18 protein-coding genes are annotated in these 13264 nt (G+C 39.0%); 12 read left to right on the forward strand and 6 right to left on the reverse strand.

Translation table 11 applies throughout. The features are described from left to right. Nucleotides 1-24 precede the first annotated feature (24 nt). Nucleotides 25-1758, forward strand: a complete 1734-nt coding sequence (locus NON16_RS08195; protein ID WP_372508769.1) for an ABC transporter ATP-binding protein — start codon at nucleotides 25-27, stop codon at nucleotides 1756-1758. Between the two features lie 83 nt (nucleotides 1759-1841). Here the strand turns inward: NON16_RS08195 and NON16_RS08200 are convergent, their stop codons facing one another. Continuing rightward, nucleotides 1842-2105, reverse strand: a complete 264-nt coding sequence (locus NON16_RS08200; RefSeq protein ID WP_257348363.1) for a YtzC family protein — start codon at nucleotides 2103-2105, stop codon at nucleotides 1842-1844. A 173-nt stretch (nucleotides 2106-2278) separates the two neighbouring features. On the opposite strand from NON16_RS08200, the gene NON16_RS08205 reads away from it, so the two are divergent. The 3 genes from NON16_RS08205 to NON16_RS08215 all read left to right on the forward strand — a co-directional run bounded on the left by NON16_RS08205 (nucleotide 2279) and on the right by NON16_RS08215 (nucleotide 3261). Beyond that, on the forward strand, nucleotides 2279-2461 hold the full coding sequence (locus tag NON16_RS08205) for a YjcZ family sporulation protein (RefSeq protein WP_257348365.1): 183 nt from the start codon (nucleotides 2279-2281) through the stop codon (nucleotides 2459-2461). Nucleotides 2462-2620: 159 nt separating this feature from the next. After that, the gene (locus NON16_RS08210; RefSeq protein WP_257348549.1) at nucleotides 2621-2878 is read left to right on the forward strand and encodes a DUF2164 domain-containing protein; all 258 of its coding nucleotides are present in this window, start codon (nucleotides 2621-2623) and stop codon (nucleotides 2876-2878) included. Between the two features lie 224 nt (nucleotides 2879-3102). Beyond that, entirely contained in the window at nucleotides 3103-3261 is a 159-nt protein-coding gene (locus NON16_RS08215; RefSeq protein ID WP_257348366.1) for a hypothetical protein, read from the forward strand. Between the two features lie 49 nt (nucleotides 3262-3310). Here the strand turns inward: NON16_RS08215 and NON16_RS08220 are convergent, their stop codons facing one another. After that, complete coding sequence (locus NON16_RS08220; RefSeq protein WP_372508770.1) at nucleotides 3311-3832, reverse strand: GNAT family N-acetyltransferase; 522 nt, start codon at nucleotides 3830-3832, stop codon at nucleotides 3311-3313. Between the two features lie 316 nt (nucleotides 3833-4148). Here NON16_RS08220 and NON16_RS08225 point away from each other — a divergent pair, with 316 nt between their 5' ends. From NON16_RS08225 to NON16_RS08255, 7 genes are all read left to right on the forward strand, one after another. Next, nucleotides 4149-4403: a hypothetical protein gene (locus NON16_RS08225; protein WP_257348368.1), complete on the forward strand. Its 255-nt coding sequence runs from the start codon at nucleotides 4149-4151 to the stop codon at nucleotides 4401-4403. Between the two features lie 245 nt (nucleotides 4404-4648). Next, nucleotides 4649-4957: a PadR family transcriptional regulator gene (locus NON16_RS08230; protein WP_257348369.1), complete on the forward strand. Its 309-nt coding sequence runs from the start codon at nucleotides 4649-4651 to the stop codon at nucleotides 4955-4957. 20 nt (nucleotides 4958-4977) lie between these two features. Next, nucleotides 4978-6162 carry a chromate efflux transporter gene (gene chrA, locus NON16_RS08235; RefSeq protein ID WP_257348370.1) on the forward strand — a complete coding sequence of 395 codons (1185 nt, stop codon included), beginning with the start codon at nucleotides 4978-4980 and terminating at the stop codon, nucleotides 6160-6162. Nucleotides 6163-6540: 378 nt separating this feature from the next. Continuing rightward, nucleotides 6541-7095 carry a cysteine hydrolase family protein gene (locus NON16_RS08240; RefSeq protein ID WP_257348371.1) on the forward strand — a complete coding sequence of 185 codons (555 nt, stop codon included), beginning with the start codon at nucleotides 6541-6543 and terminating at the stop codon, nucleotides 7093-7095. A gap of 74 nt (nucleotides 7096-7169) precedes the next feature. Further along, nucleotides 7170-7535 carry a VOC family protein gene (locus NON16_RS08245; RefSeq protein ID WP_257348372.1) on the forward strand — a complete coding sequence of 122 codons (366 nt, stop codon included), beginning with the start codon at nucleotides 7170-7172 and terminating at the stop codon, nucleotides 7533-7535. Nucleotides 7536-7695: 160 nt separating this feature from the next. Further along, nucleotides 7696-8064, forward strand: coding sequence for a hypothetical protein (locus NON16_RS08250; RefSeq protein ID WP_257348373.1), 369 nt, complete (start codon nucleotides 7696-7698; stop codon nucleotides 8062-8064). Nucleotides 8065-8073: 9 nt separating this feature from the next. Beyond that, entirely contained in the window at nucleotides 8074-8619 is a 546-nt protein-coding gene (locus tag NON16_RS08255; protein WP_257348374.1) for a GNAT family N-acetyltransferase, read from the forward strand. A gap of 48 nt (nucleotides 8620-8667) precedes the next feature. On the opposite strand, the gene NON16_RS08260 is transcribed toward NON16_RS08255, so the two are convergent. The 3 genes from NON16_RS08260 to NON16_RS08270 form a co-directional block, all read right to left on the reverse strand. After that, a complete protein-coding gene (locus NON16_RS08260; RefSeq protein WP_257348375.1) occupies nucleotides 8668-9624 on the reverse strand; it encodes a TIGR03943 family putative permease subunit in 957 nt (318 codons plus the stop codon). Nucleotides 9625-9699: 75 nt separating this feature from the next. Next, nucleotides 9700-10692 carry a permease gene (locus tag NON16_RS08265; RefSeq protein WP_257348376.1) on the reverse strand — a complete coding sequence of 331 codons (993 nt, stop codon included), beginning with the start codon at nucleotides 10690-10692 and terminating at the stop codon, nucleotides 9700-9702. A 23-nt stretch (nucleotides 10693-10715) separates the two neighbouring features. Further along, nucleotides 10716-11792, reverse strand: coding sequence for a metal ABC transporter solute-binding protein, Zn/Mn family (locus NON16_RS08270; RefSeq protein WP_257348377.1), 1077 nt, complete (start codon nucleotides 11790-11792; stop codon nucleotides 10716-10718). A gap of 228 nt (nucleotides 11793-12020) precedes the next feature. Here NON16_RS08270 and NON16_RS08275 point away from each other — a divergent pair, with 228 nt between their 5' ends. After that, nucleotides 12021-12506, forward strand: a complete 486-nt coding sequence (locus NON16_RS08275; RefSeq protein WP_257348378.1) for a DinB family protein — start codon at nucleotides 12021-12023, stop codon at nucleotides 12504-12506. A gap of 335 nt (nucleotides 12507-12841) precedes the next feature. On the opposite strand, the gene NON16_RS08280 is transcribed toward NON16_RS08275, so the two are convergent. Continuing rightward, complete coding sequence (locus NON16_RS08280) at nucleotides 12842-13255, reverse strand: VOC family protein (protein WP_257348379.1); 414 nt, start codon at nucleotides 13253-13255, stop codon at nucleotides 12842-12844. Nucleotides 13256-13264: the final 9 nt, after the last annotated feature.

Genomic DNA, 13264 nt, shown 5'->3' on the forward strand with positions numbered 1-13264 from the left:
TTTTACATAGTAGGGGGCAGCTTTATGAAGGAACAAGCGAGTTGGAAACAGCTCATCCAGTTGATTCGTATGACTAATCCACCAAAAGTCACACTCGGCATCGCGATGGTTTTGAGCGTCATAACAACCTTCGCTGGACTTGCAATCCCTCTTCTGACAAGTCGGTTGATTGATCATTTTTCACTTGCTGACTTAAATACAACCACGATCATCTGGATTGTTGTCGCATTTATTTTACAGGCAGTTGCAGGTGGGGTCTCGGTCTATTTTCTTGCTCACACCGGGCAAAGGATCATCTCATCGTTAAGAGAGCGCTTATGGAATAAACTACTGATTTTACCAGTCAGTTATTATGATCAACACGAAACGGGTGACACGGTAAGCCGGATTACAAATGATACGAGTATTATCAAAAATTTAATAACGGACCATTTAACCGGATTTGTGACAGGTCTCATTTCAATCATCGGAACTATTGGAGTCTTGTTGTTTCTAGATTGGCGGCTCACACTTGTGATGTTTTCGATTATTCCTTTGTCGTTGATTGTTGTCATTCCAATCGGAAAAAAGATGGTTTCTATTTCAAGAAGTCTTCAAAATGAAACGGCTAAATTTTCTGCTACAGCTACGCGTGTTTTAGCTGAAATCCGTTTGGTGAAAGCGTCAAATGCAGAGGACGTAGAGTCGAATCGGGGGCAAGACGGGATCAAAACATTATACCGGTTCGGAATAAAAGAGGGAATCATTCAAGCAATCATGGCCCCGATGATTTCCTCGATGATCATCGTGGTACTTGTATTTGTCATCGGTTATGGCGGACTAAGGGTTTCACAAGGAGAAATGACTGCTGGTGAACTAGTCGCTTTCTTTATCTACCTCTTTCAAATCATCATGCCAATAACGCAAATTGGGGCTTTTTTTACCGAGTTTCAGAAGACAATTGGTGCCACTGAAAAAGTGATATCTATTTTAGAGCAAGACGAAGAGAAACTAAGCACTGGTGAATTAATTAAGGATAAACACAAGTCACTTTCCTATGATTCTGTGAGCTTTGGCTATGATTCAACAACGAAGGTTATTGATGATGTGAGCTTTACGGTCAATCCTGGAACCGTAACAGCGATTGTCGGGCCAAGCGGAAGCGGGAAAACGACCCTTTTCGCTTTGTTCGAACAGTTTTATAATCCGAACAATGGAGTGATCAAATGGGGAGATATTCCGATTCCTCATTTTTCATTACGCGCATGGAGACGTGAGATTGGATATGTTTCTCAAGAAAGCCCCCTTTATGCGGGCACAATCCGGGAGAATATCTTATACGGGTCCGATACGGATAAAACGGAGGAAGAGTTGAAGTCAGCAGCGCAAATGGCTTATGCAGATTTTTTTATTGATGAACTTCCAAATGGATATGAAACAGAGGTTGGAGAAAGAGGAATCAAGCTTTCAGGTGGACAACGTCAACGAATTGCGATTGCGAGGGCGTTACTTCGCGATCCCCATATATTAATGCTCGATGAGGCAACATCCAGTTTAGACAGTCAATCTGAAGTCGTTGTTCAGCAGGCTTTAAACAATCTAATGAAGGGGCGATCAACGCTCGTCATTGCACATCGATTATCAACGGTGGTCAATGCAGATCAAATCGTATTTTTGGAAAAAGGGAAAATTACCGGAGTCGGAACCCACGAGGAGTTGTTGCGGAATCACGAGCTCTATCGTGAATTTGCCATTCAACAACTACAAACACAACAGTAAGGGAGTTTCGATTGAGAAGACGTAAAGGAAAGGGGTGACCCAGCATCGGTTTCTTATCGATGTTTTGAGTCACCCCCACCATTTTAATCATCGATGATCATGTCGTTTTGCATCTCAATTATTTGTGCCATAACACGTTGGATTTGCTCACGTTGTTGTGCTGTTGAACTATGGGAAACTTTTTGCAAATCGAGATAAGCCTCTTCAAGCTGTTGCTGGGCACTTGAAAAGGTTGCATCATCAATTTGTGGCTCCTGACGGTTGTACAAATCGTTTTGTTCCTTGGCATAATCAAGTACGTGCTCTGCCCGATCAAGAAAAGTACGAAGTGATTCACGCTCTGTCATACTAATTTCCTCCTTACTCGTTATCAACAACTAGTATGGTAAAAAACGGTATGGAATATGTGTGTTGAAGAAGTAGGACATTCGCATAATTTTATTTGATTCCATATTTGTCCCTATCATAGGGCTTTCATTTACATAAAGTAGTAGTGAAACAGGAAAAGGAGGCAGAAAAAATGAGCGGTTACAAACCAAAAGGGAAAGGATTTACTTTAATCGTTGTGTTGTTTATCCTTTTAATTATCGTTGGAGCTTCTCAAGCTGGCGGATACGGCGGCTATGATGGTGGATACGATTGCGGCTGTGACGGATACGGATATGGCGGCGGATATGGATACGGCCAAGGCGGCTGGTGGTAAGACTATAAAGAAAACAGATGGAGAATGCCTACCATCTGCTTTTAAAAGGTTTACTTTTAAATGGGATGGCGCCTTTAGTCATCCCTTTCGTAATTATGTGAATTTATGAAAGGTTTTTTGTTATTATGGATACTAATATGAAAGGTGGTAATCAATGTGATGGGTTTAAAGATTCCTAAAGAGGATCGTGATCAAATGATTCAGAATGTACAAGTTTATTTTATCGAGGAACGAGGAGAAGAAATTGGTGATTTAGCTGCAGGCTTTCTGCTTGATTTTTTTATTAAAGAAGCGGGTCCATACATATATAATAAAGGTGTCCGTGATGCAAAAGACATTCTTCAGCAAAAGGTTGTCAACATGGAAGAAGACATCGATGCACTTCAACGACCGATCGAATTGCATAAGCGGTATTAACAATACAGCTGTACAGATTAAGTTTTTGAAATATTCACAAAACATTCATTGACACTAGTCCCGACCCGTCATATAATACGGATAATTTCATATGTATACATTATTATAGGTGGGTGAATGAACGGCTTTAAGGACTACACCACAACTTGCTTCAGGAACGCCACTCCAACTAGAAATAGATTATCCATGAACGAAAACACGGAGAATTTCGAGGAGGGACTAGTGTGGTAAAGAAGGATAAAGCCAATGAATCGTTTGATCAAAGTAATACAACGTATATCCGTGCCATGACATCTGAGGAATTAAAGCAATTTCACCAGAAAACATATGAAAAGTTTAGTAGAATACTGGCATGTGAAAGAAGTAATACACGTAGAAAGTAGCTGAACAAGTTAGTGAGTAATCTCGATATACGTTATGTTTTTGGATTAATCAGGAGTTTTGATAAGGAGACTTTTCCATTCGTTCACTGCTGTATACATGAATAGGACGATCCCATTTAATAATTTGACACTCCTTCTTCATCCCGATTCGTTGGGCAACTGCAATTGAGGGAGTGTTATTTGGTGTGATCAACGAAATCATTTTCGGATATTGACACGTTTGAAAGCCATAGTTTAAACAGGATTTTGCTGCCTCAGTCGCAAATCCATTTCCCCAGAATTCCCTTATGAATGAGTAGCCGATTTCCATCTGAATAATTCCATTGACCTTTTGAGGGACAATGCCGCATTGACCGACAAATGTTTGGTCTTTTTTTAATTCCACTGCCCATAGACCGACATTAAAGGCTTGGTAATTTTGGAGGTTCCATTCAATCCATTGTTTGGCTTCTGTCTCTGTTTTCGTACTAGGATAATAAGCCATCGCAACTGGATCTGAGAAAATTTTCATTAAGTGGCATACATCTGACATTGTTAGAGAACGTAAATGTAGTCGATCGGTTTCAAGCAATGGATTCACCTCTTCCTAAGCTACCTTTATTGTAGACCTTAGTATCCGAAAATAAAAGAACGATAAACAAATTTATCCTTTGCGAAGGAAAACAGATCAGAATAACGAATTGGACTTAAACTGAAAGAATAGAACAGTTTGTTTTTCTTTCACACGTTAAGGAAGTATAACCTTTTTGCATAATTGTGATGTCTTGCTCCAGCTACTTTCGTTTCTATATAGGTACGTTTCACACTTTTCTTAAAAATGACTCATGACCATGATGATTTAGCCATAAGTTAAATTATGGATCAAGTACTTGCAGGGAGGGAATCGTTTGAAAAGTGAAGAGATACGCTTAAGAGAGATTCAAGCAAAGGCTTTCCACGTAATGGACGATATTCATTTGAATCATACAAAACGAAATGAAGAGGATCTAAAGGTAGCAGTCGATTACTTATCCAGGGCAGTTGGAATGTTTTCAGATCCAGATAAAAATGTATCGCTCGATTATGTTGAAGAAAAAGTGGATAAAGCCTATCAACTAATCGTTAAAACAAAACAAAAAGTGAAGATAGTAAAGGTTAGGTGAAAACTTATTACAGAAGTATATGAGGATGAGGCTGACTTAAAGGGTTCGTTACAGAACTTTTTGAGTCAGCCTCTTTTTTATACTTAATTCCTTAATTCAACCATTGGGTACTTTAGAACGAGATAAATTTTGCTCTATTAAGGTCTTTCATATTGCAACTGCAAAACTTTCTTGTTACAATAAATTCGAATTACGATATCGGTTTTCGATAACGATATCAGATATTAAGATGATAGGATGAAATTATGGAGGATAAACGCTTACGCAAACTATTTTTAGGATTTATACAAATACACATCCTGCACCATGCTAAGGAGCATCCGATTTTTGGTGTCTGGATGCTCGAAGAACTGTACGAGCATGGCTACGACATAAGTCCAGGAACTTTGTATCCGATTCTGCACTCAATGGAATCAGATGGTTTACTAGAAAAGGAAGAGAAAAAGGTGGACGGAAAAATTCGAAAGTATTATACGACCACTGAAAAAGGTAACGAAATTCTCGTTGAAGCTAGACACAAAGCTTACGAGCTTTTTAAAGAAATTAAAGATTAGGGTTGAATGGAGGAACGAAAATGGATCAACAAAGTCGTTTGAAAACGTTTATGGAAATACTATTCATTTCTACTAGACTCGGATTCACCTCATTTGGTGGACCTGTCGCGCATTTAGGTTATTTTCATGAAGAATATATTCGTAGAAGAAAGTGGTTGGATGAAAAGGCTTATGCAGATCTTGTTGCATTATGCCAGTTTCTTCCCGGACCTGCTAGCAGCCAAGTAGGTATCGGCATAGGCATCATACGGGGCGGTGCCCTTGGCGGTATACTAGCGTTTCTTGGATTTACACTTCCATCCGTTGTTGCACTTATCATATTTGCGTTACTTCTCCAAGGTTTAGATATAGCAGACGCAGGTTGGATTCACGGTTTAAAAATTGTTGCAGTTGCTGTAGTCGCTCAAGCAATTTTAGGAATGGCAAAGAAACTTACACCTGATTTGCAAAGAAAAACAATCGCGTTACTTGCACTCACGAGTACCTTGTTATGGCAAACTACTTTTACACAAGTTGGAGTGATACTTGCTGCAGCATTAGTCGGACTTTTTTTGTTCCAGAATCAAAGTGATAGTCAAGACTCTAATATTCATGTACCGATTTCACGAAAATTTGCTTATATATGTCTAGCGTTATTTTTTGGGCTGCTCATTGTTCTACCATTTTTGAGTGAATGGATATCAGTTCAGTGGCTAGTAATGTTTGACAGCTTCTATCGCTCAGGAGCTCTCGTATTTGGTGGAGGACATGTCGTCTTACCGTTACTGGAACGAGAATTTGTTCCAACAGGATTGTTAAGTGAAGAAGCATTTCTTGCAGGATATGGGGCAGCACAGGCCGTGCCAGGCCCATTATTTACCTTTGCTGCTTACCTCGGAACAATTATAAATGGCTGGCAAGGTGGATTGTTGGCGGTGGTCGCCATCTTTTTGCCAGCATTTTTACTGATATTTGGAACCTTACCGTTTTGGGGAACGTTACGCCGAAATCCGAAAATAAAAGGAGCACTTATTGGTGTTAATGCTGCAGTTGTCGGAATTCTAATTGCTGCATTTTATCATCCGATTTGGACAAGTTCGATTTTCGAGCCGGTCGACTTTGCCTTTGCTGCCATACTGTTCAGCATGCTAGTCTACTGGAAGCTACCGCCATGGGTTGTCGTGGTTGTGGGAGCAATCGGTGGTTCAATACTAACACGTATATAAAATATTTTTGAGGTGCTTGACTCTAGTGGTTTGGGGTCAACACCTTTTTACACGTTAAGAAAGTATAAAAATACTTTCTATAGTATAAGCGCAACTAAGGAGACCGCCAGCGCTAAGGCTTGGCACTAGCCAGTTTTCTTTATTAGTCTAGGAAAAACAAAGCGGGGCTGACTCAAATTAATAGAGTCAGCCCCAAAAGGGGAGGTAGGATATTCATTAGGGGGTACCAAAAATAATACCAAGGAACCTCCTACCTATATAGACGAATAACGATTAGATAAGTTGCACGATTTTTTAATTTTTTCTTGATTAATTTTTAGTAGATATCGAACCTACGTTCTGTTATTATGATTATAAGTAAAATTATGGAGGGGATCGATGATGGGAAAAGAAGTATTAATCGTGATTGATGTGCAAACCGCTGTTATGGAGCAAGGGTATAACCGAGATGAAACGATTGATCGGATCTCAAAACTGATTCGGAATGCTAGAGAAGGAAAAATTCCAGTTGTCTATGTCCAACACGAATATCCTGAAGGCATTATGAAACGAGGAGAGTTTGGATGGAAACTGCATGAACGGTTAGAACAACCTCTTCAACAAGAAACCATCATCTACAAAACGGTTCCAAATGCATTTGCTGACACAAATTTAAAAGAAATTTTGGATCAAATAAACGCAACGCACCTATACATATGCGGTGCTCAAACGGATTTCTGTGTCGATTCCACCTGTCGTGGAGCCTTTGATCTTCATTATGATGTCACCCTCATTACAGATGCCCACACCACGAATAACAATGACCTTCTTTCCGCACCACAAATAATTAAGCATACCCAAAACACGTTAGGGAACTTCTGGAGTCCAAATGCAACTATATCATTAAAAGGTTCGTCAGAAATTAACTGGATGAAAAAAGAGGTTGAGGGGTAAATGGGATGGTTAGCGAATAATCTCTATATAAATACATGATTCTTTCTACTGGGGTTACTTAAGGAGGAACTAAAATGGGAAAAACAAAAAGTCCTATTAATCGATTTGGCACTGTATTTGTTCATGTGAAAGATTTAGACGAAAGCGCAAAATGGTATGCTAATCTTCTAGGAAAGGAAACACTAGAAATTGAGGAAAATAGTCCAGTTCATTTCATGTCTTTGAAAGAAGGAAGTTTATTGTTTGATAATAATCAGAACAATAACCCGGAAATCCGACCCATTTGTATGCTTCATACCGATGATATTGATGAAGCATATACATTTGTTCACGATAATGGTGGCGAGATTGTTCGTGAGATTGAACGGGATTCAATGGTTTCGTTCTTTAACTTTCGAGATCCTTTCGGGACAATTATGATGGTTTGTGAGCAACACTAAATCTGAATAATAATAAGTTGAGGAATTACCATACGTGCAATTCCCTTTTTAAGCCGAATTATGGTAGTATACGGACAGAACATACATAGAAAGCAGGGATGATACAATTAAACCGTTATACTTCATATTCGGCGGAGCCATAATTTCAGGAATTTTAATTTTGCTTCTTACATCCTATTTAATAGAAACACCTGAGGAAAAGGCTGATGAATTTGTCAAAGAGCTAAAAGAAGATACAATTGCAGCTGATTTACCGAAGGATCAGAAGTCTGCACTCCAGAACTTCATTCAATTTCCAGAGAAAAAGAAACTCGAACAGACTCGTATGGTCATCAACCAAGCAGAAAACGTAGATAACAGCTACCATGTAAAGGTCCGTTTTCAAGCATATGAATACAAAGATGAGAGTAGTGAAGTAATTGAATCGTACGACGGGATGTTAGTCATCAAAATGAAAAAGACCGGCTTCCGAGAATGGGATATTCTTGATGTTACAATCAATCCATACAAAGAAGAAACAGTACAATAGGGGGCAATTATGTTTATATTTCCTATCGACAAGGATTTATCTTTAAAGCTGCTAGAAAAAAGAGATATACCCGAACTGTTTGCCCTTGTAGATGGTTCGCGCATGTATTTGCGTAAATGGCTTCCTTGGGTGGATGGAATGGAAAAAGAAGAAGATTATGAACCTGTTATCGAAATGTGGTTAAAACAATTTGCAGAACAAAATGGGTTCCAAGTGGGAGTCCTATACAAAGACAGTCTGGTTGGAATGATAGGCTATCACGGAATTGATACTGGAAATCAGAAAACATCAATTGGGTACTGGCTTGCAGAGGGAATACAAGGGAAAGGGATCATGACAAGGTCGACAAAAGCCCTTGTGAACTATGCATTTGATACCCTCCACTTAAATCGAGTAGAAATACAATGTGGTGTGGAGAATTCAAGAAGTCGGGGCATCCCTGAGCGACTTGGATTCAAGAATGAAGGGATCATACGTGAAGCGGAATATTTGTATGACCATTTCCATGACTGTGTAATTTACAGCATGCTCCGAAAAGAGTGGAGTAATAGGTAAAAGAGGAATGGATGATCCATCCCTCTCCTTTTCGGTTTTCCATATAGGTCATTGGTTCAAAAACGCATCACTTGGATAAACGTAGGGTGTTTCAGGACTTTTTATTTTGTTGACGGAATGTACGGTAATAACAGGTATTAGAGCACCGTTGTAGGTGGTTTTCGAGATCGTCCCTTGCACATTCACCCATTCGTCATTCGTAAACTTTTGAAGGTCATTTCCTTTCACGAGCGTTCCAAAAACAGAAGCATCTGCTGAACAACATGACATCGCAAAACGGGCAACTACGAACTGTCCTTGGGTAAGCTTATCATCCCGATATACAAACCCCTCAATCTCAATTCGTTTTCCTATGTACTGGTCTAGAAACATACCCATTGAATTGAGAACATCAATGTAGTTTTCAGCTGTTATCCTTACTACTGACTTGTCCTTGTAACTACTGGCGACCTTCCCATAAAACTTATCTGCATCATACATAGGTGTAGCCCGATCATCCAATTTTGGTTCTTCATCCGTACCAGACACCTCTTGTTCCAGCTGTTCCATATATTTCTCAGGGTTTTCTAAGTAGGCATCTGCTTCAGGTGTATTACTTTCAGATGTTTCTTTTAAAGGTGAAGCAGGGGGCTGTTGAGAAGCGATATTGCCATTTAATGAAACCCCTTTTTTCTGGGCGATTGCACTATCAAGAACTTTATTCGGGAAAGTAAAGCCAGTAATGAGAGGGATAATGAATAATGTGTATATAAGAAAGCGGCGAATTGGACTCTTGCTTTCACTATGATCATGTCCGCAATGGCAGTCTCCCCCGTCTTCTTCTTCGTTACGAAATAACTGTACAATTCCCAGAATAAAGAATGTTCCTGCTGCGAAATAGATGAATTTCATCATTCGTGGTGCAATGTAATATTGAATTTGTCCAGAGTAAATCAAGCCACATAGCAAGAAAGCAAATCCAAATAGAATGATTGAACGAATGTAAATGTAGTATTGATGGTTCATAGTGCCCCCTTAGAGAATGTTCAAAAAGTATTCAAAGATAAACTGCGAAATTGTCTACCTTTTAAACCATTATTTTTATAGAAAGAGTAGTTTCCAGAGCATTATCCCGATGAAGACAGAAATCGTAACCACTGCGATAAAGATAAAGACAAATTTCTTTTTAAAATAGGCAAGCAACATCAACGTATTTTTTACATCAAGCATCGGACCGTAGACTAAGAAGGCAATAATAGAAGCACGGCTAAACGTCGTTCCAAATGATGCGGCTACAAACGCATCTGCTTCTGAACAAAGAGATACAAGGTAGGCGAATCCCATCATTAATACGGTTGAAGACCATGTTTCAGAACCAAGCGTACTTATTATTTCACGACTAACAAACGTTTGAAAGCTGCCCGCAAGAAATGCACCAATTAGCAAATATTTTCCGGTGTCAAAAAATTCATCTGTTGTATGGTACATCGTCTGCCTCCATTTTGAAATCGAGACATGGTCATGGTGCTCATGCTGATCGGAATTCCGGAGGACGTTTTTGTTTTTGAAAACCTTATAAATTACCGCACCAATTACCATTGCAAGGATAAACGCAAGCCCCATACGTGCATAAACGATCGCCATATCTGTACGAAATGCGTAGTAGGTTGATAGAAAGACGATCGGATTTAAGATCGGAGCGGCGATAAGAAAGACGACCCCGACGTGTAGGGGCATGCCTTTTTTGATCAGCCGTCTAACAACCGGTATAATGGCACACTCACAGACTGGGAAAAGGGCTGCAAGCAAAGTGGCAGGGAGCAGTGCTATATATCCGCCTTTTGGAGTCCAACGTTTAATGGTGGCTTCGGAAACAAATGATTGGATTAGGGCAGACACAAATACCCCAAGTAGCAAGAAAGGAAAAGCCTCGAGCACGATACTAAGAAAAATAGTATTTAAATCGATAAAGGAATCGTCGATTTGAGATGCTGGGCCTGAGCTCTTGATTTCTTCTAAAAAGAAAAAACCAAATAAAAATAAAAAAAATAATAGTATTACAATAACGTTTTCACGTCTTTGGCGTTGAAGCATATTCATTACACCACTTTACTTCTTTAGTTTTGGAATACCTTTTTAAGTGTATCTAAATTCTTGTACATTAAATCGAAGTAATCTTCATTTTGTGTAATATTCTCTTCGGTTCGTACGGAAAGGTTGTGTAGATACAGAATCTCTAGTCCGAGCTGCTCTTTAATCATTTCGGCAGGCTTAGTGCTAACATTTTGTTCGAATAAAATATAATTAATATTATGTGCTTTTGTTTCTGTGATGATTGACTTAATCTGTTTCTGGGTTGGTTCGTTAGTTGGTGATAAACCAGAAACACTGATTTGTTCAATCCCGTAACGGTCTTCCCAATAACCATAGGCTGCGTGGGAAACAAGTATTTCTTTCTGATTACTTGCCTTCATCATCTCTTGGAAATCACTATCTAACTTAAGAAGGTCACCTTTTAAACTGTTAAAGTTTTTTTCGAAATCTTCTTTTGCATTAGGTTTACTCTTAATCAATTGATCTTTTATATTTTCAGCTAGTTCTATCGCTTGTATAGGATCAAGCCAAAAATGAGGATCAACGCTTCCGTGATCGTGACCATGCTCATCTTCTTTGTGAGTACCAGAGTCTTCATGAGCATGTTCATCCTCTTTTGGGGTGCTACTATCCTTATGGACATGTTCGTCTTCTTTATGAGCCTCACCGTCTTCATATGATTTGTTCTCTGAATGCTCTTTATCATGGTCATGGTGATGTTCACTGAGCTCTTTTAGCTTAATTCCATGAGACGCTTCTAAAATGGCTACATCCTCATTTTTTAATGTTTTCACAGCGGCTACCGCAAAACCTTCGATTCCTGCACCGTTATAAATAAATAGATCACTATCAACCAAATCCTTCATAACGGAAGGGGTAGGTTCGTAAGTATGAGCATCGACACCTGGTGGAAATATAGTATCAACCTTTACATGTGACCCACCGATTTTTTCAGTAAAATCTTGGAGTGGATAAAGAGTTGTCATTACTACAAGGCCTTGATCCTTGTCTTCGTTACCTTCTCTGGATGATGATTCGTTCTTTCCACAAGCACTTAGGACCAATAGTACTATAAGTAAAATTGGAATCAATTTTTGCATATTATTCTCTCCCTAATTAAATATAAAATGGACAAACTCATTTTATTATATCGTAATCGTTACGGTTTTCAAACCGTAATATTTACGTTTTAATATATGAAAAGCAGGAATTTATTATGTCTTTCCCGAATAAGTAATCAGCAAAGGGTAAACAGTCTTTAACCTCATATGTGTAAAAAAGGCGAAAATAGGGAATAGACAAATATCATATACAATCGGAGGAAATATATGACGAAAACAGAGATCATCAGGAATTTTATGCGTTTTGATCAATGGATTCAAAGTTTGGAGTCAGTGCCTAAAAAGGATTGGTTTCAACCTATGAAGTCCGGAAAATGGTCAATTGCAGAAGTAATTGCTCATTTGACCTACTGGGATCGCTACTTTTTAAAAGAACGTTACCCACTCATGAAGCACGGTGCAAACTTACCCCGTGTTATCGATGTAGATATAATGAACCAACGAGCTTCTCTTTATGCGAAAAGTGGTGTTACAGCAGATTCAATCGTGAAGGACTTCTTAGAAACACGAGATTTATTAATTAAAGCGATTAATGCTAGAAGTGAAGAAGAGATGGATGAGCCCTTTAAAATTCGAGGACACGAAGCAACCTTGCGAAAATATCTAATCAGCCTGTGTGAACATGACCGCCATCATAAACATCAAATTGAAGATTTTCTTAACAAATCTCAGAAAGAGAAGGAGCTAAAGTGATACGGTTATTGTATCGCTTTTTCTTTTTGCCATCTAAACCAAACCATATCGATAGGATCCTCATCTAACTACTGAAAAATCGAGAGGGGGAGGGCGAGGGTGATTGAGCCTAAACAAAATGTGCCCGGAAAAACTAATTATAATAATAAAGAAGAACGATTGGAATGGCTCATGGAAGAGTACGGTCACAATGTAATTCGGCTTGCCTCAAAAAACTAAGGAACTTATGAAGACTTTTAAACCATCAAATTAGTAACATAAAAGCTCATTTACACCGTTAAGAAAAAACGCATTAGCCTCGTGTCATCTCTTTAAGGACTTAGGCCCAGCCTGGGTTAAAACTTGGCATCCTCCAAGTATTCTCCCCCTAAAATAGTTGCGATTCTCTCTTGCTTTTCATCCTCACTTTTATATTCAAAAAGACCAATACGATTTCCCCATGGATCGGTGAAAGTGCCCCATTTCACAGGTACTTCTTCTCTAGAATGAATTTCAAATGTTTCAATATTTAATTCATTTATCAACTTATCACGTTCAGCTGCTATATCAGTAACACCCAATCGAATCGGTCCGTTTCCTTCTGTCAGTGTTCCTTCAGCAACCTGTAACCAGCAGCCTGGGATAAGTTCCCATTCTGCGAAGCCATCGTGTGGGATAAAATCAGGCTTCTTGTTTAACAGTGTTTCATACCATTTTTGACCTTTTTCTATATCCGAAACACGAACTTGAACTGTCATTTCATAGATCATGAGAAAAAC

Source organism: Pseudalkalibacillus decolorationis (assembly GCF_024609785.1).
GTDB classification, from domain to species: Bacteria; Bacillota; Bacilli; order Bacillales; family Fictibacillaceae; genus Pseudalkalibacillus; species Pseudalkalibacillus decolorationis.